At 35.6% G+C, this 21,437-nt stretch carries 21 protein-coding genes and 3 pseudogenes; 23 read left to right on the top strand and 1 reads right to left on the bottom strand.

The window, feature by feature from the left end; genetic code table 11:
- Window positions 1–92: 92 nt before the first annotated feature.
- From AC1RRY_RS17230 to AC1RRY_RS17160, 15 genes and pseudogenes are all read left to right on the top strand, one after another.
- Window positions 93–434 carry an RHS repeat domain-containing protein gene (locus AC1RRY_RS17230; protein WP_492822334.1) on the top strand — a complete coding sequence of 114 codons (342 nt, stop codon included), beginning with the start codon at window positions 93–95 and terminating at the stop codon, window positions 432–434.
- Window positions 435–532: 98 nt separating this feature from the next.
- On the top strand, window positions 533–931 hold the full coding sequence (locus tag AC1RRY_RS17225; RefSeq protein WP_492822336.1) for a hypothetical protein: 399 nt from the start codon (window positions 533–535) through the stop codon (window positions 929–931).
- A gap of 126 nt (window positions 932–1,057) precedes the next feature.
- Window positions 1,058–2,380 (top strand): JAB-like toxin 1 domain-containing protein, encoded by a 1,323-nt coding sequence (locus AC1RRY_RS17220; RefSeq protein WP_492822338.1) that lies wholly within the window; start codon window positions 1,058–1,060, stop codon window positions 2,378–2,380.
- A 148-nt stretch (window positions 2,381–2,528) separates the two neighbouring features.
- Window positions 2,529–2,870 (top strand): hypothetical protein, encoded by a 342-nt coding sequence (locus tag AC1RRY_RS17215; RefSeq protein WP_492822340.1) that lies wholly within the window; start codon window positions 2,529–2,531, stop codon window positions 2,868–2,870.
- 146 nt (window positions 2,871–3,016) lie between these two features.
- Window positions 3,017–3,874, top strand: a pseudogene (locus AC1RRY_RS17210) (hypothetical protein); the annotation flags it as partial.
- 4 nt (window positions 3,875–3,878) lie between these two features.
- Complete coding sequence (locus AC1RRY_RS17205; protein WP_492822342.1) at window positions 3,879–4,226, top strand: hypothetical protein; 348 nt, start codon at window positions 3,879–3,881, stop codon at window positions 4,224–4,226.
- Window positions 4,227–4,539: 313 nt separating this feature from the next.
- Window positions 4,540–5,046 (top strand): hypothetical protein, encoded by a 507-nt coding sequence (locus AC1RRY_RS17200; RefSeq protein WP_492822344.1) that lies wholly within the window; start codon window positions 4,540–4,542, stop codon window positions 5,044–5,046.
- A 117-nt stretch (window positions 5,047–5,163) separates the two neighbouring features.
- Window positions 5,164–6,021: pseudogene (locus AC1RRY_RS17195) on the top strand (RHS repeat-associated core domain-containing protein); the annotation flags it as partial.
- A gap of 59 nt (window positions 6,022–6,080) precedes the next feature.
- Window positions 6,081–6,473 carry a hypothetical protein gene (locus AC1RRY_RS17190; protein ID WP_492822345.1) on the top strand — a complete coding sequence of 131 codons (393 nt, stop codon included), beginning with the start codon at window positions 6,081–6,083 and terminating at the stop codon, window positions 6,471–6,473.
- A 150-nt stretch (window positions 6,474–6,623) separates the two neighbouring features.
- Complete coding sequence (locus AC1RRY_RS17185) at window positions 6,624–7,490, top strand: RHS repeat-associated core domain-containing protein (protein ID WP_492823128.1); 867 nt, start codon at window positions 6,624–6,626, stop codon at window positions 7,488–7,490.
- Entirely contained in the window at window positions 7,487–7,891 is a 405-nt protein-coding gene (locus AC1RRY_RS17180; protein ID WP_492822347.1) for a hypothetical protein, read from the top strand. Before AC1RRY_RS17185 ends, AC1RRY_RS17180 begins: the two co-directional genes overlap by 4 nt.
- Before the next feature lie 124 nt (window positions 7,892–8,015).
- Window positions 8,016–8,189: pseudogene (locus AC1RRY_RS17175) on the top strand (RHS repeat-associated core domain-containing protein); the annotation flags it as partial.
- A gap of 63 nt (window positions 8,190–8,252) precedes the next feature.
- Window positions 8,253–8,822 (top strand): polymorphic toxin type 24 domain-containing protein, encoded by a 570-nt coding sequence (locus AC1RRY_RS17170; protein ID WP_492887685.1) that lies wholly within the window; start codon window positions 8,253–8,255, stop codon window positions 8,820–8,822.
- Window positions 8,819–9,214 carry a hypothetical protein gene (locus AC1RRY_RS17165; protein WP_492822348.1) on the top strand — a complete coding sequence of 132 codons (396 nt, stop codon included), beginning with the start codon at window positions 8,819–8,821 and terminating at the stop codon, window positions 9,212–9,214. Before AC1RRY_RS17170 ends, AC1RRY_RS17165 begins: the two co-directional genes overlap by 4 nt.
- Before the next feature lie 289 nt (window positions 9,215–9,503).
- Window positions 9,504–10,010 carry a hypothetical protein gene (locus tag AC1RRY_RS17160; protein ID WP_492822351.1) on the top strand — a complete coding sequence of 169 codons (507 nt, stop codon included), beginning with the start codon at window positions 9,504–9,506 and terminating at the stop codon, window positions 10,008–10,010.
- A 1,047-nt stretch (window positions 10,011–11,057) separates the two neighbouring features.
- On the opposite strand, the gene AC1RRY_RS17155 is transcribed toward AC1RRY_RS17160, so the two are convergent.
- Entirely contained in the window at window positions 11,058–11,477 is a 420-nt protein-coding gene (locus AC1RRY_RS17155) for a hypothetical protein (protein WP_492822353.1), read from the bottom strand.
- A gap of 330 nt (window positions 11,478–11,807) precedes the next feature.
- Here AC1RRY_RS17155 and AC1RRY_RS17150 point away from each other — a divergent pair, with 330 nt between their 5' ends.
- From AC1RRY_RS17150 to AC1RRY_RS17115, 8 genes are all read left to right on the top strand, one after another.
- The gene (locus tag AC1RRY_RS17150; RefSeq protein ID WP_492822355.1) at window positions 11,808–12,626 is read left to right on the top strand and encodes an EboA domain-containing protein; all 819 of its coding nucleotides are present in this window, start codon (window positions 11,808–11,810) and stop codon (window positions 12,624–12,626) included.
- 31 nt (window positions 12,627–12,657) lie between these two features.
- Entirely contained in the window at window positions 12,658–13,677 is a 1,020-nt protein-coding gene (locus AC1RRY_RS17145; RefSeq protein WP_492822357.1) for a TatD family hydrolase, read from the top strand.
- Between the two features lie 16 nt (window positions 13,678–13,693).
- Window positions 13,694–14,575, top strand: a complete 882-nt coding sequence (gene eboC / locus AC1RRY_RS17140; RefSeq protein WP_492822358.1) for a UbiA-like protein EboC — start codon at window positions 13,694–13,696, stop codon at window positions 14,573–14,575.
- Between the two features lie 40 nt (window positions 14,576–14,615).
- On the top strand, window positions 14,616–15,770 hold the full coding sequence (locus tag AC1RRY_RS17135) for a 3-dehydroquinate synthase (RefSeq protein WP_492822360.1): 1,155 nt from the start codon (window positions 14,616–14,618) through the stop codon (window positions 15,768–15,770).
- Window positions 15,767–16,960, top strand: a complete 1,194-nt coding sequence (eboE, locus tag AC1RRY_RS17130; RefSeq protein ID WP_492822362.1) for a metabolite traffic protein EboE — start codon at window positions 15,767–15,769, stop codon at window positions 16,958–16,960. The genes AC1RRY_RS17135 and eboE overlap by 4 nt, the downstream gene beginning before the upstream one ends.
- 22 nt (window positions 16,961–16,982) lie before the next feature.
- On the top strand, window positions 16,983–18,359 hold the full coding sequence (locus tag AC1RRY_RS17125) for an alkaline phosphatase family protein (RefSeq protein WP_492822364.1): 1,377 nt from the start codon (window positions 16,983–16,985) through the stop codon (window positions 18,357–18,359).
- A 307-nt stretch (window positions 18,360–18,666) separates the two neighbouring features.
- Window positions 18,667–19,647: a class I SAM-dependent methyltransferase gene (locus tag AC1RRY_RS17120; RefSeq protein WP_492822366.1), complete on the top strand. Its 981-nt coding sequence runs from the start codon at window positions 18,667–18,669 to the stop codon at window positions 19,645–19,647.
- Between the two features lie 497 nt (window positions 19,648–20,144).
- Window positions 20,145–20,918, top strand: coding sequence for an FkbM family methyltransferase (locus AC1RRY_RS17115; protein WP_492822368.1), 774 nt, complete (start codon window positions 20,145–20,147; stop codon window positions 20,916–20,918).
- Window positions 20,919–21,437: the final 519 nt, after the last annotated feature.

Below are 21,437 nucleotides of genomic sequence, written 5' to 3'. Positions count from 1 at the left end.
TAACTAATTTAAGTACGAGTATTTAGTTTAAGACCATCCAATAAACAACTTATTGGATGGTCTTTTTATTAAGCTGTGAAATGAAACGATGATTGTACCAACTCTTTCCAAACAAATTCGAATACCAAAATAAAGAGAAAGAAAGTACTTTTAACTTGCGAAGAATTAGCTTTGGCGCTAGAACGTACAATGCGAGTATCGGGAGGTTTGATGGGGTGGATCCGTTGGCGGAGAAAATGAGGAGATTTAATCCTTATAATTATTCATTTAATAATCCGCTTAGATTCATTGACCCTGATGGAAAAGACGCAACTGACTGGATAAAACTAAAAGATGGCAATGTAAAATTCGATGCTTCTGTAAACAATCAAGCACAAGCTACCGCCAAATACGGAAGCGGAGCCACTGACATAGGGAAGCGGGTGTTTATATGAATGGACAATAAAATTGATAATTTTCGGTCCAATAAAGTAATAAATTCACAAACAGTAAATACTTCGAGAATAAGAATAAAATGAAATATGTAAATCAAATGATAGTTGCATTGTTTCTACGAAATAAAGACACAATTAAATACTCTAATGGACGTACTATCCTTTTTATTGCAAAACTCACATTCACTTTGCTTCCATTTATTTGGTTATTATTTGTTGCTCTAATTGTTGAACGAAACTTTGATCAAATTGTTATCATTAGCCGTCTTCCAAAAGGTCGTCTTGCTTACATAGCAATTCTCTTACCATTGTATTTTGTTGTAAATCATTTTACCTGGAAAGTTTCAGAAGTCGAAGCCTACATTTCGGATGAACGTAACTATGACGAAATTAAAAAAGCAACTTGGCTGTTCTATTCTTTACTGATAACAAGTATTATTTTATCTGTAAGTATGGCTCTTTATAACAAGTGGTATCCAAGTCAGTATTATAAATAATAAAAACAGTCAGAATGTCTCTTCTTAAATAAATAGATAATTTTAAGTACGAATATTTAGTTCAAGACCATCCAATAGATTATTCATTGGATGGTCTTTTTATTAAACTGTAAAATGAAACGATGATTGTACCAACTCTTTCCAAACAGATTTGAATATCAAAATAAAGAAAAGGAAACTACGTTTGATTTGCGAAGAATTAGTTTTGGAGCAAGGACTTACAATGCGAGTATCGGGAGGTTTGATGAGGTTGATCCGCTGGGGGATGAACGAAATTGGTTAACTTCATATAATTACGTACAAAATAATCCACTTTTGCGTATTGACTCTGATGGAGCTTTTGATGATTATGCACTAAAAGACGATGGCAATGTTGAACTCATTAAGAAAACAGATGACAAATTTGATCGTTTAACAGCATCAAACAGTGAAGAGATAAAAATTAATAAACCAACCGCCTCGAGCGGAAGCATAATTTCCCAACTTTCAAAAAGCGATGCAGATGGTTTCAGCATAGGTAAAACAAACAACGCCACCGATGCTGTAAATTTGTACAATTTTATGAATGATAATACTACACGAGGTATAGAGTTTAGTTTAACTGGGGTGATGGAGAAAGGGAAAGCAAGCTATTCTGTATCAACAAGCCATGACTTACTTTCTACTAGCTTTAGTAAAATAAATATTAACCCCTTAAACTTAATTTTTCATATCCATAATCATGATGGCCCTTTAGATAATGGGAATGTTACAAGTCCATCAATTGAGGATGTAAATATAGCTACAAGTACACTAAATAGTGTTGGACGTTCGACGTCGATGCTTCCCAGATTTTTTATCTCTCTAGAAAATGGGAATATGAAAGAATATTTTCATTCTAATAGAAAAAGTGAAAATACAAAAATGAATATTAAAACTGTAGATTTAAAAAATATGATTACTTTAAAGGGAATCGTTAAAAGTTGCTTTTGGCTAGTAGTTTTGTTTTACACAAATTCTTGTAGCCGAAATACAGAAGGGAATAGATATCTTGAAAGTGCCTATATTCAAAGTAAGTTAGATAAAACAATGATTTCTATTCTCGCTAGTGTACCGTATCCCAATTATATGACTGTATATTTTACAGAATCAGAAGCAAAAAGCTATGTTTTTATAACACCTCACCGAACGATTGAGAATATTAAAAGCAAGTATTATTTTAAGAAAGATAATAAATTGATAATCATTGGGTATAAAAACGAACAATTGGAAAAGAGATTTGCAAATTTAAAATCTTCAAAGTCTGAGAAAAGTTTCAATTTCACCAAAAGTAGAGTGGAAATATATGATGGGAAACAGGTGGTTTTCGAGATTTTAAGCGACAATAGTATCCAAGAGATAGCTCCTACTGAGAAAATTTTAGGATTAAATGATTTTGGCCGTGTCGCATTTAACCCACCTATAAAATAATGATGTTTGTCTCGTATTGAAATAAGTTAACAAATTTAAGTGCGAGTATTTAGTTTTAGACCATCCAATAATTAACTTGTTGGATGGTCTTTTTATTGAACTGTAAATTGAAGCGATGATTATACCAATTTTTAACTTTAACAAACTCATGTATAAAAACGTATGGCTGGGATATCTTGAAATCCGAGCAAAAGAAGGAATAAGATTCAATGATTTACTTGATTTGGAGGATACAGATTCTCAAGAATATATAGGAGCTTGGGGCAATATCTTAATTATAAGTGATAGAATAAATGAAGTACCCGATATAATAGAAGCCGGATTGAATGAATTAGGTATGACAGTTGTATTCATTGATAAAATAGAGAATGTAAATTCTTTAGTAGAAGACGAACAACTTAACGAAAATGTGATAGAAGAAGCAAATTGGCTTTTATCCTCAAAGTATGTATTCAAAATTAGTAATAAACTGTTTCCGTACATAGAATAGTATGTATTGTCTTATCCTAACATAAGTAGACAAATTTAAGAACAAGTATTTAGTTTTAGACCATCCAATAATTAACTTGTTGGATGGTCTTTTTATTAAGCTGTAAAATGAAACAATGATTACATCAACTCTTTCAAAACAGATTTGAATATCAAAATAAAGAGAAAGAAAGTACGTTTAACTTGCGAAGAATTAGCTTTGGAGCAAGGACTTACAATGCGAGTATCGGGAGGTTTGATGGGGTTGACCCGTTGGCGGACCACCCGCTACAGTTTCATTACTCACCTTATAATTCTTTAAATAATAATCCAATTAATAACATTGATTCTGATGGCAGAATACCATTACCATTAATTACAGGAGCCATTGGAGCAGCAGGCGGATTAATTTATGGCGTAGCTACAGGTAAATCTTGGAAACAAACAGCGGCCTTAACAGTTGGTGGTTTTGTTACTGGAGCTACATTAGGATTGGGAGGAACCGCTGTAGCTGCTGCGGGTGGTATAAAGGCTCTTGGTGGAGCAGGGGCTTCTTACATTACCTTGGCATCAGGTGTAGCTGGAGGGTTAATAGGAAATGCCGCAGAGCAAGGTGTTAAAATTTTGCTAGATGAAGGCAGTAAATTCAGTGCACAAGAAGTTGTCCTAAATGGCGCATTCGGAATGTCGGAAGTAGTTTTAGGCCCTGCAGGTGAGGCAGTTGGAGGCATAGCTAAAAACTCCATCAAAAACGGCCTTTCAGAAATGTTTAAGCCAGCGTCGCGTACAGAAATTAGAGCGACCCAAAGAGAATTGGCTAAGCAAATTCGTAGTAGTGCTGCACCTGGAACAATCACAAAAGCTGAAGCAAATAAAGCAGCTAAAGCACTTGTAAAAGCCGCACAGGAACAGAAATCAAACACTCTTAAAGGGACAGTTAAAATTTCAAATGGTACTGTAGATGTAAGTGTTAGTGCTGTTAGCACAACAGCAACAGAGGAAACAAAGTCAAAAACAATGAATTAATATTATGAATTCTAGAACAAAAAAAAATACAATAGCTATCTCAATTCTATTTTTTATTGTCATATATGTAGTAAGATACTACTTTGAGAATAAAGAACATAGTGTCCCAGAAGGTATTTGGGAGACTAAAGAAGTAGATAAAAATAATTTTAAAATTCATTTTTATTCTTCCGATAGTTTACTGATTGAAAAGGATTCGCAATTTATTAAGAAGAGATACGCTGTTTACTCAAATGAACTGCAAATCTTTGACGAAGACTCAGTTGAAAAAAAATATAATTATCAACTAAAAAATGATAAACTCATCTTAGTTAATGGTAAAGATAAACTAGTTTTCTATAAAATTAACTAGATGTCTTATCCTGAAATAAGTTGACAAACTTAAGTAAGAGTATTTAATTTAAGACCATCCAATAATTAACTTGTTGGATGGTCTTTTTATTAAGCTGTAAAATGAAGCGATGATTATACCAGCTCTTTCCAAACAGATTTGAATATCAAAATAAAGAGAAAGAAAGTACGTTTAATTTGCGAAGAATTAGTTTCGGCGCGAGAACTTACAATGCGAGTATTGGGAGGTTTGATGGGGTTGATCCGTTGGGGGATGAAAGATTGTGGGCAACATCATACAATTTTGCAAAAAGTAACAGATTTTCTAAAAAAATATGGATGGGATTTATAATATCAGAGAATGGCTAGATAGCTCAATAAAAAAAGTATTAGAGGCAAATCTAGTTGTTGATGCACACATTGATGAATTTGTTGACCTATTTAATGAAGCCGATATATTAGAATCATCGGTAAAAATTTTCAATAAATGCGTTAAGGAACTTTCAACACTAAAAACAGAAAGTGTTAGTATTTATTTGTCAATTGACCTAAAATCTAGAAGTAGGAAGCCCTCTTCAATAATCAAATCCTATGAAGAGCTTAAATCCCAAGTTCAACAAAAGATGATGCCTGAAGTTATAGTCTATTGTCCTAAAGAACCTGAAATACTCCCTTTGGTTGAACTTCATAGAGTTCCGATAAGTAGAGATGTACTTTATTTAGGAGAAAGAGTGAACGTTTTTTTAAAAGAGAACCGGACAATAGACGATATATTAGAAAATAGGGTACTGCAGAAAGAGTTATTGTTTATTTATAACCCTGTCTCGTCTGAAATAAGTTAGCAAATTTAAGATAAGAGTATTTAATTTAAGACCATCCAATAAATAACTTGTTGGATGGTCTTTTTATTAAGCTGTGAAATGAAACGATGATTACATCAACTCTTTCCAAACAGATTCGAATACCAAAATAAAGAGAAAGAAAGTACGTTTAATTTGCGAAGAATTAGTTTCGGCGCCAGAACTTACAATGCAAGTATCGGGAGGTTTGATAGGGTGGATCCGTTGGCGGATAAGATGCTATTCTCATCATCTTATGCTTTTAGCCTAAATAACCCATTAAGGTTCATCGACCCCGATGGGAGATACCCATATCCAATAACTATTCGAGCTTTTGCACCATTTAAAGAATTTGGTGGTTGGTTTGCAGGAGATAATAGAAGTTTTTCTACTTCTCAAAATGTAACATCACGACTTGCTCAATCTTTTACAATGAATACAGATAATCATACTTATAGTGGTTTACAAACTTCATCAAGCCCTTCTTCACACCCAGTATTAGGGACGGCAATGGCAACGGATGATAAAGGAAGCATATCAAATTTTGTTTATTCTAATAACAAAGATGGAAGTACTACAACTTCGTGGACTTCAAAAATGTCTGGACATAATCCGTTAATCCCAGGTTCTTCAGACATAGACGTTACAACTAATTTTACTTTGACGGAAAACAAACAAGCAGGTACTTTGGGTGTGAATGTAACTCAAACAGGAGATGCTTTCCCATCTGCCGAGACAATGATAGGAGACACAAAGGGAAACCAACTTATGATAGGTGTTAGCCCCGCTGTTGGCGGTCCTTATACAAGTTTACCAGGAGACAATAACAGACCGATGATGAGTGCTAATTTTACCGTTACAATGGATAAAAAAGGAGCATTTACGGGCGTAGTTGTAGGAAGCGGGAAAAACGCAACTACATATAGTGTTTCAGATTGGAATAAAATGATGCAATCTACACCTGCAATAAAAAATTAACCTTTAACAATATATACCTGAAGTTCCAGGCATATCTTTTTCTATAAAATAAAAAATTTATGAAAATCATACTAACAAATTGGATAAACATAGTATTCGTGTTTATAGCAGTATTTTTGTATTCTGTTATTTATAGCCTTACGAATGATGACGGCGTATCAAGAAACTTTCTTCAAGCTATTTTAGCTAGTATAATTTTAATTGCTTTATATGGGATAATACTTTGGATAGGTTTTATAGTTGCACTGGTTGCGCTGGATTTACTTTTAATTGTTTTCAATCAGAAACATTTAATGCTAAAATTAGTTATCGAATGGTTTATTGTTAGTAGCCCATTTATTTATTGTGCAATTATCTACGAGCAACAGCGCTGGATTTACCTTGTTGCTGTAGCTGCTTTTTTGATTAGCCAATTATTGCGAGAAAAATTGATAATTAAAGTAATAGTGTAGATAGATTTAATATTTAACTGAGCCAACTGCAAAGCGTTTGAGAGGGTACCTTTCAAACGCTTTTTTGCTATTGCAATATCAATGGCAAAGAACATTATGCTTTTTGGACATTGTCCTAAGAGACTCAGAACTAGCTAATTCTCTCCAAACATATTTGAATATCAAAATAAAGAAAAGGAAAGTACGTTTAATTTGCGAAGAATTAGCTTTGGCGCAAGGACTTACAATGCGAGTATTGGGAGGTTTGATGGAGTGAATCCGCTGGCGGAGAAAATGAGGAGATTTAATCCTTATAATTATTCATTTAATAATCCGCTTAGATTCATTGACCCTGATGGAAAAGACGCAACTGACTGGATAAAACTAAAAGATGGCAATGTAAAATTCGATGCGTCTGTAAACAATCAAGCTCAAGCTACCGCCAAATACGAAAGCGGAGCCACTGACTTAGGGAAGTCAGGTGTTTATATGAATGGACAAGGTAATCAGGTAAACCTTAATGCCGATGGTACAGCTACTAGTTCAACCATGCTAAGTGAGGTTACTGTTTCTGCAAAAACAGCATCAAGCATGTCAGCTTCCGATCAGGCTATGGGATTGAACGATGCAACGGGAATAACTGGTGATTTTCTCGGTACAACAATGGATGTTGCCCAATCATTTGATAAAGCAGGTGATGGTGCTGCTGGCTTTAAAGCAGTGGGAAAAGGATTAGATGGAGTGGGTAACATTACTGGTTTTACAGGAGCAGTAAGTTCATCAATAGATGCGTATAATAATCCGACTACTGGTAATATACTAAAAGCAAGTTTAGATGTAGGGATATTTGCAGTTGGAATTGTAGCGCCTGAGGCACTCCTAGCAAAACCTCTAGTTGGAGTAGTTGATGGGATTTGGGGAGCCTCGGGAAGTAAAGATGCGTTTTTTAAGGCAATCGACAACAAAATTGATAATTTTCGGTCAAATAAAGTAATAAATACTCAAACAGTAGATGCTTCTAGAATAAGAATAAAATGAATGAAATAAATAAAATGATTGTAGCTATTTACCGGAGTAAACAAAAAAATATGAAATACTCAGAAGGTAAGATGAGGCTTTTTATTTCAAAGTTAGCCTTTTGTGTTTTAGTATGTATTTGGCTTTTGCCAATTATTGGATTATTAGAACATGCATTTGGTGGAATTAATATTATTTCTTATCTCCCCAAAGGAAGATTATTTGCCTTTTTAATAATTATAATGTTATATTTTCCTTTAAACTCTTTTACTTGGAAATTAAAAGAAGTAGACAGGTATTCGACAAATGAAGAGAACGAAGAAAGTATAAAAAAAGCAAAACGCTTATTCATTATTTTGTTGATAATAGGATTTATCTTTTTAATTACTATTGCAAAGTATAATCAAGGTGTCTCGTCCTGAAATAAGTTAACAACTTTAAGTACAAGTATTTAGTTTAAGACCATCCAATAAATAACATTTTGGATGGTCTTTTTATTAAGCTATTAAATAAACCACTGATTGTACCAATCCTTCCCCAAGCAGATTTGAATACCAAAATAAAGAGAAAGAAAGTACGTTTAATTTGCGAAGAATTAGCTTTGGAGCTAGGACTTACAATGCGAGTATTGGGAGATTTGATGGGGTGGATCCTTTGGGAGATAAAAGATTGTGGGCAACACCATACAATTTTGCACAAAACAACCCTCTTAATCGTTTAGACCCTAATGGTACTTTGGATGAACCTTGCTGTGGAGATGGTGCTGATGGTATTGGCAACGGGATGACAATGGTGGAGAATATTTACTGGAGTACAAGAGACGCTTTAGCCAGTAGTATTACAACTGTTAGTACTTTTGTAGGGTCATTGTTTGGAGACACTAAAACCCAAAGGCTAAATGCCTCTTACGAAAATGGTAAAAGAACATTATCAACAGAAGTAGTACCAAAAGGTGAAGTTACAAAAGAAGTTGTTTCAAGTACATTAGTTTTAACTACAGCAATACCTTCAGGTGGCAGTAATGCTGGTACAGGAATGTTACTGGCTAAGACCGGAACGAAAGCTTCTACGGCAAGTACGGTTGTTAAAACCGTTAAAGAGCAGGCAGAAGAAATAAAAACCACCTTGAATGGGAATAAAAACTCTGTTACTGTTAAAACAACTCAAGGACAAACAAGATATGATTTATCTGGTAAACCTCACGCAGGAGTGGATACACCTCATTCTCAGAAATATAAAAATAATACAGTAAACGGAGTAGTAAAAAGTGTTACACGTGAAAGTAAAAATGCTTCTCCAATGACTCAGGCAGAAATAAGAGCAATTCGTAAATTTTTAGAAAAACTACAATGATTTTAGACATCACAAATTATCCTCTATTTGAAAACTTGCTTTTTTTTGAAGTGGAGAGTACTCATTATGATTTACATAATGACTATGATTTCGAAAAGATAATATTTTCAAATGAAAAGCTCGAGATTTTTTTCAAGAAACACAATCTCAATGTAGTTATGACATTTTTAAATGTTGAAATAAAATGTATTGATGTTGTACAATTTCGAATAGATTCAGAGCTAATAATAGACAATTTTTACAGAGGTAGGTTTTTAGCCAATGAACAACTCTTAGAAAAGGATGAATTAGACAGAAATTACTATTATTTAGAGTTTACTCAAAATGTAAAACTTGATTTTTTTTCATCTGTAGGTAAAGTCGAGATTGTGTCTTATCCTGAAATAAGTTAACAAATTCAAGTACAAGTATTTAGTTTAAGACCATCCAATAATTAACTTGTTGGGTGGTCTTTTTATTAAGCTATTAAATTAAATGCTAATTACCCAACCCTCCCCCAAACAGATTTGAATATCAAAATAAAGAGAAAGAAAGTACGTTTAATTTGCGAAGAATTAGTTTCGGCGCAAGGACTTACAATGCGAGTATCGGGAGGTTTGATGGGGCTGATCCGTTGGGGGAGAAAAGATTATGGACAACAACATACAATTTTGCAAAAAGTAACAGATTTTCTAAAAAAATATGGATGGGATTTATAATATCAGAGAATGGCTAGATAGCTCATTAAAGAAAGTATTAGAGGCAAATCTAGTAGTTGATGCACACATTGATGAATTTGTTAACCTATTTAATGAAGCCGATATATTAGAATCATCGGTAAAAATTTTCAATAAATGCGTTAAGGAACTTTCAACACTAAAAACAGAAAGTGTTAGTATTTATTTGTCAATTGACCTAAAATCTAGAAGTAGGAAGCCCTCTTCAATAATCAAATCCTATGAAGAGCTTAAATCACAAGTTCAACAAAAGATGATGCCTGAAGTTATAATCTATTGTCCTAAAGAACCTGAAATACTCCCTTTGGTTGAACTTCATAGAGTTCCGATAAGTAGAGATGTACTTTATTTAGGAGAAAGAGTGAACGTTTTTTTAAAAGAGAACCGGACAATAGACGATATATTAGAAAATAGGGTACTGCAGAAAGAGTTATTGTTTATTTATAACCCTGTCTCGTCTGAAATAAGTTGACAAACTTAAGTAAGAGTATTTAATTTAAGACCATCCAATAAATAACTTATTGGATGGCTTTTTAACAGTAGAATGAAACGATGAGTATGATTGATAGGTTTCTATTCGCTCAAAAAGAATAAGTTTTAGGGAAAATGGATTTCGGTGTGAAATATTTATCCGATGGTAACCATGATGGAATTGATGGAAGAGATGGTGTTTACAAGTCTAAGCCTTAGGTTTTTTATCATGGGAAGGAATAGAGCTTATAATACTTTAGATGCTGGAAACTTTTTATGGTGTAATACGATGAATCGATTATTCAACAACTCAATTTGGTTCTCAATTTAATGAGGATTTCTAATATGCTCAATGTGATAAGCGGGCAATTAAAACGGGGATTCATTATAAAACAAAAATCAGAAAAAATGAAAAAAAACCTAAGGCTTAGGAATGAATTATCATCTTTTCAATGGTGGGAATCTAATCGATTATACTTTATGTATATACAGATTTTTTGGCTCTTTATAGCCACCAGTATAGCTTATATCATAAAGTCTGAAATGATAAATTTTTTCCACTTTGCTTTGTTACTATTTTATATAATTGGAACAAATATCTTTTACTTCTCTGGTTTTATATTGGAAATATTGATTGGGGCCTCGGAAATAGGAAAATACAAAAGAGAAATTTCACTCATATACTTTCTTTTCCTAAATGTCATTAGCCCATTCCTAATTTTAGGTTTATTTGTAGTACCGATATTATGACGAATGAAAGTGTCTTGTCCTGAAATAAGTTAACAAATTAAGTGCGAGTATTTAGTTTTAGACCATCCAATAATTAACTTGTTGGGTGGTCTTTCTATTATTAATGAATTGCTAATTACCCAAACCTTCCCCAAACAGATTTGAATATCAAAATAAAGAAAAGGAAAGTACGTTTAATTTGCGAAGAATTAGCTTTGGCGCCAGAACATACAATGCGAGTATCGGGAGGTTTGATGGAGTTGATCCATTGGGGGAGAAAAGATTATGGACAACAACATACAAACGAACAGACCAATAATTATTTTGAATTCCCAATAACTTTAAGGTTTCGTAATGAGACTTTAATTGTTTTACTACAAGTTTCAATTGAAAAATTTCTTTCCTTATTTTCTTTTACAATAGTTGTAAAGAAAATAATCCCCTCATAATCATTTTTATGAGAAAGAACGGGTTCAATTGTTTTGGCCAAAGCGATTACTTCTTTGTAAAGTGTCAGACTATCCTTAGTACAAAAGCTATCGCAAAGTGTAACCATAAACATAGCATTGTTGCTATTTCCTTTGATAGCGTGGTAATCGTGTCTAAATTCAAAATCATCGCAAGCAAACTCTTTTTTTAGTTTACTTTCTAAATTCTTTTCCTGCTCAGTAAGTTCAATTTTGGGAACAACACAGGCATAACAAAGGGTTAAAAGCGATATAATGATAGTTTTATTCATTGTTGTGATATTTTAGATCATCCAAAAGTTCTTTCAACTATTTTTCAGAATTATTATCTTGTCTTATCCTAATATAAGTTAACAAATTTAAGAACAAGTATTTAGTTTAAGGCCATCCAATAACTAACTTGTTGAATGGTCTTTGTATTAAGCTTTAACCTGCATGCCAGCTACCAATAACTGCGATTGCCACGTAGCCAAACCCTCCCAACAGTTCATCTACATTTTGTCGGTGTTGTCTATTTTAATCAGTTTTTTGGTATAAATACTATAAGAAGCTCAAAATTCTTCTTTAGATTTGTCTCCAATTATTACAAAGCACCTAACACTATGAATTATTCTTCACTGTTGCTTGAGAAAATCAAACTTCAGGCATCTGATAAAGAGATTAATTGGATTGAGTCAAAAAGTAATGGTAGTTTACAATCATTACAAGTAGCGTTTGTTGCCACACCAAGATTTATCAGTAAAAGCATAGTACAATCTACCGATTCGGTTAACGGTGTTTCTTTCAATAACTGGCTTCTCGACAAACTGGTCAGGGTTTATTTATTGTCAAATCTTGATAGTACCGACAAAGAAGCCTACACGAAGACCCTCGACATTCTTTTTGATACTGCCGAAAACAACGAAGCTATTGCTTTAATTGCGGCCCTCCCCTTTTTAGCGTTCCCTGACTATTGGCTTTTAAGAGCAACTAACGCCGTAAGATCAAACATCGGGCCCGTTTTTGACGCTATCGCTTTCGAAAACCCGTTTCCTAAAATTCATTTTTCTGAGCTGGCATGGAATCAATTGGTTTTAAAATGCATTTTTAATGATAAGCCTATTCATAAAATCGAAGGTCTGGAAGAAAGAGCCAATCAGGAATTAGCCAATTCAATTTCTTACCTTGCCCATGAACGCTGGTCGGCAGGCAGAACCATTCCGTCGCAAGCCTGGCGTTTGGTAAGTAAATTTATGAATGAGGCCATTTTAGAAGATATTAAGCATTTGTTTTCAACAGAGAACGAGCCTGATAGAATTGCAGCTGCACTCATATGTGGCGAATCAGATTTCCCTACCGCTAAAGAAGAGTTAAAGCGCCATAAAGAATTGCATGATAGACTGCAAAACGAAACGCTCAACTGGCAGATGTTAGAAAACTAACAAAGAAGTATTTTTAAATTACCAAAAGACTATGTGTCAGAAACATACAGAAATAGCACAGAATCCGTCGCATTTTGAAGTTAGTCCCGAAGAGCTTAAAACTTCAACTGAGATTCAGGCTAATTATACCGAGTACATCAAAGGAATGAAGTTTTTTGATCCTCATATCCATATGACCTCAAGAACTACCGACGATTACACAGCCCTGATTGATGCCGGAGTAGTTGCCATTATAGAACCTGCTTTCTGGTTGGGACAGCCACGAACCGGAGTAGACTCGTTTAAAGATTACTTCAGCAGTTTGGTTGGCTGGGAAAGATTCCGCTCTTCGCAATTTGGTATTAAACACTATTGTACCATCGGTCTGAACTCCCGCGAGGCAAATAATGAAGCACTGGCCGAGCAGGTAATGGAAATATTGCCCGTATTTATTTATAAAGAAGGCGTTGTGGGTGTGGGCGAAATTGGTTTTGACGACCAGACCGCGGCTGAAGAAAAATATTACCGGCTTCAGTTAGAACTGGCTAAAGAGGCCAATCTTCCTGTTCAGATACATACGCCACACCGCGACAAGAAAAAAGGTACTGAGCTGAGTATGGCTATCGCTTTAGAACATGGCATTGATCCAAGCATGGTAATTATTGACCATAACAACGAAGAAACCGTTGAAAGTGTGCTTGATAAAGGCTTCTGGGCTGCGTTTACCATTTATCCGTTTACCAAAATGGGGAACGAGCGCATGGTAAAAATTGTAAAAAAATATGGTTCAGAACGAATAATGGTTAATTCTGCCGCTGATTGGGGTATCAGTGATCCACTGGCTGTGCCCAAGACAGCAGCACTGATGAAAATAAAAGGGATTTCAGACGAAGATATCCGACTGGTGACCTATCAGAATGCCATTGATGCTTTTGCACAAAGCGGGCAGATTGACCTTGCAGATTTTGAAAACCCGATGGTAATTGACCAGAGTTTGAAATTCAACGGAAACACGGTACTGAGAGGTGGTCAGATTCCGAGAGTTGATAAAAATTCAATTATTATCTCTTAAATAATAGCATAAAGCCTTGAATATAAAACCCTATCTACAACTCACCCGACCTGCAAACGTAATCACGGCCATATCTGATATTCTGGCTGGAGTTGCTATTGCCGGATTTTCCTTTTCATTAGAAGAGATTAATTATTGGAATGTGGTGTTTTTATGCATTTCAACTATCGGTCTTTATGGCGGAGGTATTGTTTTTAACGATATTTTTGACCTGGAGTTAGACCGGGTCGAACGTCCGGAAAGAGTGATTCCAAGTGGGAAAGTGAGCAAGACTAATGCAATTATTTTTGGCTCTTTACTACTCTTGCTGGGGATTGTGGCCGCCTGGTTCAATAGCCCAATTAGCGCAGGTATTGCCGCATTAGTGGCCATCTGTGCCATAGTATATGACAAATTCGGCAAACATCATTCATTCTTAGGGCCAATCAATATGGGCTTGTGCAGGGGTGGAAATCTGATTCTTGGTATGAGCATAATCGAGAGCTCAATTGAGCAGTGGTGGTTCATTGGCCTTTTGCCGGTATGTTATATTGCCGCTATTACCATGATTAGTCGCGGAGAAGTGCACGGTGGTAATAAAAACACTCTGTACTTTGCAGCGTTTCTCTATATTATGGTGAGCGTGGCACAATTATATGTTTCGTACCAATTAAACAACCTCTTAATTGCAGCTGCATTTGTAGTTTTGCACATTTATCTTATTTTTAAACCTTTGCTTACGGCAATAACCAATCCGATTGGGCCAAATATCGGCAAGGCAGTAAAAGCGGGGGTTTTGTCGTTAATAGTTATGAATGCCGCATGGGTGAGCGTTTCGGGTAATATCGTATTGGCTTTGGCAGTGCTTTGTCTGTTACCTGTTTCTATCAGTTTGGCTAAGTTTTTTGCAGTTACCTAGTAGCTATAGTTTTCTTTGTTCTTATTTATTTAATTTTCCAATGAACGTAATTCAACAGGCCTTTCAAGTGCCTTTTTCTTTTAATATTGTTTTTACACAAAACCTTTTTTCGTCTGAAAATAAAGAGTTTATCAATTTTTTATCAAACTTCGGTGAAGCCGGCTTTCAGAAAAAGATATTGTTCTTAATAGATGCCGGAGTTGCCGAAAAACATCAATACCTGCCTGAATCAATCAAACAATATTTTCAGGGTCAGAGCCAGATTCAATTAGTTGACGAAATTCTGGTTTTACCGGGCGGAGAACTCGTTAAAAATGATAGTCAATATCTTGATAAAGCATTATTGGCTATCAATCAATACGGTATCGACAGACACTCGTTTGTGGTAGCTATTGGTGGCGGAGCCTTTCTTGACATGGTTGGCTACGCCTCTTGCATCGCGCATCGTGGTGTAAAGCATATCAGAATCCCGACAACGGTTCTCTCACAAAATGATTCAGGCGTGGGTGTTAAGAACGGCGTCAATTTTCTGGGTAAAAAGAATTTCCTCGGCACTTTCTCGCCACCCGTAGCGGTTTTTAATGACTCTTTTTTCTTAACCTCTCTTTCAGACCGCGACTGGCGCTCAGGAATATCCGAAGCTGTAAAGGTTGCCTTAATCAAAGACTTAGCATTTTTTGAGTGGTTGGAAGCAAATGCACAAGCTATGGCAAACCGGGAGATGGAGGTAATGAATGAGCAGATTTTCCGTTCGGCAGCTTTACATACCAATCATATTTCAAGCGGCGACCCATTTGAAATGGGTTCAGCAAGACCCTTGGATTTTGGGCACTGGGCAGCACATAAATTAGAATATCTGAGTAATTTTGAAATCAGACACGGAGAAGCCGTTGCCATTGGTATTGCTCTGGATTCTGTTTATTCTGAATTATCAGGATTAATTTCAGAAGAAGATTCAGACCGTATTATCCGTCTGCTGAAAACTTTAGGGTTTACGCTTTACCATGACTCACTCGCAGAAAACGACAAGTTGAATCTATGGGAAGGTCTGAATGAATTCAGAGAACACCTGGGCGGTAGACTGACCATCACTATATTAGAGAAACTCGGTAAAGGCAAAGAAATTCATGAGGTGAATTTTGATTTGATGAAATTGGCCGTTGACCGTTTGAAATCAACCCTTGATCAATTATGAAGACTCCATACGGACACTTAAGTTATTGCAGTAATATTCATCCCGGTGAAGACTGGAAAGAACATTTTGCAGTTTTACAAACCAGTATTCCGGAAATTAAGGCAGCTATCTGTCCTGATGCGTCTATGGGCATAGGGTTAAGGCTAGCCAATCAGGCCAGCATTGATTTATCTGTAGAACAAAATTTTGAAAGTTTCCAACACTGGTTAACAGAGCAGAATTGTTATGTTTTTACGATGAACGGGTTCCCGTTCGGCAACTTCCACCATTCGGTTGTGAAAGATAAAGTTCATGCACCAGATTGGACAACTCAGGAAAGGCTGGATTATACTGTAAGGTTATTTAACTTACTTGCCAGATTATTGCCTGATACTTTAGATGAGGGCGGAATTTCCACTTCGCCTCTCTCCTACCGTTTCTGGTGGCTGAATGAAGCCTCGTTAGAGGAAGCAACCATTAAGGCTACCAAAAACATGATTGCGGTAGTTGAGGCGCTGATAGACTTAAAAAAAAGCAGCGGTAAAACACTGCACCTTGATATTGAACCGGAGCCGGATGGGATTCTGGAAAACTCCGAAGAGTTCATTAACTGGTACAACAATTATTTACTCCCAATCGGGATTGAGCAATTGGCGGCAAAAGGGTTCTCGCCGGAACAAGCCACTGATTCTATTAAAACGCATATTCAGCTATGCTATGATGTTTGTCATTTTGCCGTTGGGTTTGAAGCCCCGCAAGATGTAATCGCCAAACTAGAGGCAGAGAATCTGAAAGTCGGGAAAATACAAATAAGCTCTGCTCTGAAAGTTGATTTTGCTGATAAAGCTCAGCAAAAACTGGAAGTGATAGCTCAATATAACGAGCCCATTTATTTGCATCAGGTGGTTGCACAAAAACACGATGGCAGTTTCTTAAAATACCCTGACCTTAGCGAAGCCATTGCGGGTTTTGATAGTAGCATTAGCTCATGGCGAGTGCATTTTCATGTACCCTTGTTTTTAGAGCAGTATGGTTTACTGGGTTCTACACAGTCTGATATAGTGAATACCATTGGTGTGCATAAAACAAAGCCTTTTACTAACCACCTTGAAGTAGAGACCTATACCTGGGGAGTTTTGCCAAAAGAGTTTCAGGCACCGCTCAACGAGTCAATTATCAGAGAATTGAATTGGGTAAAAGGAATTTTATAAGAATCTTTAAAATTCGACTAAAATGCAAAAAACTGTAGTTATTGATATTGTTGGTCTCAGCACCAGTGTAATTGGTGAACACACACCATTTTTACAGAAATACATAGCTAAAAATACGCTTACGCATATTAAGCCGGCTTTCCCGGCTGTTACTACTACCTCACAAAGTTGCTATATTACGGGTAAAAACCCTGACGAGCACGGAATTGTAGGAAACGGCTGGTATGACCATGAGGCGAGCGAAATGAAGTTCTGGAAGCAATCTAATAAATTGGTTCAGGCTGAGAAAATATGGGAGGCCGCCAGACGTGAAAACCCGGATTTTACTGTTTCGAAGATGTTCTGGTGGTATAATATGTATTCATCAGCAGATTTTTCAGCCACGCCACGCCCTCAATATCACTCAGATGGTGTAAAAGTACCTGATTGCTACACCTATCCGGCCGATTTAAGAGATAAGCTACAGGCAAAGTTTGGTACGTTCCCCCTATTCAAGTTCTGGGGGCCTAACACAAGCATTGAGTGTTCGAAATGGATTGCCGATGCCTCTCTGGAAGTCGACAAAACCGAAGACCCAACACTAACGCTGATTTATCTGCCTCATTTAGATTATTGTCTGCAAAAATTTGGCGTTGATTTCAATAAAATTTCTAAAGATTTACATGAAATTGACAGTCTGGTGGAAGAGCTGGTCAACTATTACGAACAACGCAATGCTAATGTTATTCTGCTTTCGGAGTATGGTATCAACAATGTGAGCCGCCCTATCCACATCAATAGAATTCTACGCGAAAATGGTTTACTATCTGTTCGTGTAGAAAGCGGACTGGAATTACTGGACTGTGGCGCTTCAAAAGCTTTTGCGGCTGCCGATCACCAGATTGCCCACGTTTATATCAACGATGAAAGCCAGAAAGAACGAATAAAAGAAATTTTGTCTAAAATTGATGGTATTGCATTGATAATGGATGAAGAAGAAAAACAAAAACACCACATCAATCATAAACGAGCGGGCGATTTAGTCTTAATGGCTAAGGCCGATAGCTGGTTTACCTATTATTATTGGTTTGATGATAAGGTTGCCCCTGATTTTGCCCGTAGTGTTGATATTCATAACAAACCGGGCTATGATCCGGTAGAAATGTTTATGAACCCGGCTAATCCTTTCATCAAATTAAGAGCAGCCTACAAACTACTTCGTAAGCTAACGGGATTCAGATATAGAATGGATGTGATTCCGCTTGATGCCAACCTTATTAAAGGCTCCCACGGCACACTTGATATCGGCAAAGAGTATTATCCGGTATTGATAAGTAATCAAAGAATTACAGAAGACATAGCTGCCACAGATGTATATAATGTTATCTGGAAAAGTTTGTTCGGAAACGATACAAAATAATCATGTCCTACTCAGGTCGGTTTCATTTTGGAATAGACCTGATAGATAGAGCGAGAATAAAAAAGAAGAAGCCCATTCATACACTTGAAATGGGCTTCTCTGTTTTCAGAAAGGTTTCTCAATTTACAGGCCTATTTCAGGACGTGACAGTAACAGCAATGTTGGAAAATCGAAATAAGTTTATTTTATTTACATCAATAGCCAAAGATAAAAAGGGTATTCAACAGAAATTTAAAAGTAATGGATAAAGCCCGCTTGCTTTATCATTCCAATTAATGAATTTCCTGATAAAATACTAAAAACTGATATGACAAATACTAAAGAAGAGCCAAGAGGAGAAGAACTAATAAGGAGATATAAGGAAAATTATAGCATTCCCGCTGAAGCAGTCGTAACAGAAGAAATGATCTTATCCCATTGGGATTTGGAAAAACAATTAACACAGGATTTAATTCAATCTACTCCTGAAAATCGTTGGAAAACGTTTGAAAGAGCTTACGGGAAGTTGTATCATGAATTGGAATGGCTGAATAATTTAGTACATACTTCACTGCCGACTGATCCTCAAAAACAATATTTCGGATGGGTGGATGCTATAGGAGAGAAGCCATTAAATATATATGAAGTTGGCTCGGGAAAAGGTACAATGATAAAATATCTTGCAAAATGTGGCCATCATTGTACAGGAACTGAGGTTACTTCCGAAAGAGGGGAAGTATTTGTGTCTCCCGATTCAAATGTCAAGTGGGTCACTACTGACGGTGTCCATTTAGATCTTTTTGAAGAAGATGAAAAATATGACCTCATTCTCTCAGATCAGGTAATTGAACATTTTCATCCTGACGATATCTTTGTACATTTTCAAACAGCTTTCAAAATCCTTAAGCCGGGAGGCAGGTATATATTTAGCACGCCTCATTCATATTCCGGACCTTTCGATATTTCTTCTGTATTTGGATGTGCAACGCCCAAGGGAATGCATTTAAAAGAATATACATTCCGTGAGCTTATCAAAGTAGCCCAAGAAAGTGGTTTTACGAAAATATCGTATGCATATAAACTTACGGATATTTTACAGAAAACAGGGGTGTCTCAAGTATTGAAATTTATAGGGTTTGGAATTGAAACGCAGAAAAAAATGACGGGCTCTTTTTATTTGAGAATTGTTGTTTTATCTGAAAGGGTTTTAGGGCTAATTCCATCTATAGCTTTTCGTAAGAAAACAGCGAATTTATTACGCAAGATTAATTTGTTTAGTGCTAATATTTTTCTTGAAGTGGAAAAATGAGGCATAGATAAATTTTAATAGTATTTTATTTCTTCCTGGTATGCCAGAGATTGTATTTATTATCTTTTTAGGATATTCAAAAATAGAGCCCTAGTGGTGGCTTTAGCACATGTCCGCGTTATATTTTCATTGATTCTGTTTTCTGTAGAACTATGAAAATCATAAAATTCATCTTTCTACAAGCCTTATTTACACAGCTTTTGATGGCTTGAAAAACTAAATGAGAAATAGAATAAAAGCAGTATCTTATCAGAAGTTTACAATCCTGTACATCCCGCTTAATCTGCACGTAATTACGCTATACCATTCCAAACATTCTCTTTTGATAACCATTTAATATAATTCCAAACACTTCGCCAATATACTTGCGCTTTCTTTAATGTTTTTTTGATAAATTGCCATCGGCATCTAATCAATTAATCGAATATATATTTCTTTTAAATAATTAGACGCTCCTATTAATCTCTTTATAGCTATTATAAACAGGCTTTCAAATAATGAAAAACAAAATAAAATATCTTGTCAGCAAATTACCTTTTTCCTTAAGATTCAATATAGAAAAAAATATATATCACAGGGTAGATGAAGTAGAAATAGTTTACAATGTTCTTAAAAAAGAAAATGGGATAATGATTGACGTCGGCGCCCATTTTGGCGGTTCATTGAAGCCCTTTATGAATGATAATTGGACCATACATGCATTCGAACCGGACCCTAGTAACAGAGAAAAACTATTAGATACAATTAAAGGCAGAAACAATGTTTTTTTATCTACAGAGGCTGTTACAAACGAAAGTGGTTTAGAGCTGGCATTCTTTACGAGCGACGTTTCTACGGGTATTTCAGGGCTTTCTAAATTTCATCATTCTCATAAAGAAACCCATAAAGTCAAAACTATTACTTTAAAGGATTATATTAACTCTACGAAAATACCTAAGATTGATTTTCTAAAAATTGATACCGAAGGGCACGATCTATTTGTACTACAAGGGTTCGATTGGGAAAATCATTCTCATCCGAGAGTAATTGTATGCGAATTTGAAGATAAAAAAACGATTCCGTTGGGCTATACCACTACCGAAATGTATAATTTCTTAAAAGATAAAGGCTACACTATTATTCTTTCAGAGTGGTTTCCGATTATTGAATACGGCAGAGCGCATCAGTGGAAACACTTTACCAAAAAGTTGCAATACTCAAGCGAAGGCTGGGGTAACCTGATAGCGATTCGGAACGATTTGGAAGGATCTTTTGACAGGTTTTGCAAATAAATATCCGATTAAATTCATTTGCCCTAAAACAATTTGTTTCTACTGCTCAGGGTTGGTTAATATCAGCCCTGAAACCTTACAAAAGACCAGCATTCCCTCTTATTTATCTGTGGCCATTATGGGTAATTCTTATCATGTACTTTGTTATAACCTTTCAATAAAAAATAAGTCATTTACTGATTTTTCTTGTTTAAGTGAATGGTTTCAATTGATTGTAATTCCATTTTTTAATTATTCAGACCGCATAATGCCGTCAAATAATTTTTTGCGTAAATTCTTAGAACAAGTATAGTCATTACGTAAACCTTACATCTTTTTTTTTGTTATATTTGCTTAAGGTTTACATAAATTCTGTTTTCTGTAGAGCTATGTAAATCACAAAGTTTATCTTTCTGCAAGTCTTATTTATTAGCCTTTAATCGCTTGAAAGACCAAATGAGAAATAGAGTAAAATGCTTAATTAAATTACATCAATCCAAGCTACAAAAATTGTAAATTTTCTCCTATTTTTGTATTATT

It is taken from the genome of Emticicia sp. GW821-FHT11C11 (assembly GCF_058808615.1).
This window is presented reverse-complemented; position numbering and strand designations above follow the sequence as displayed.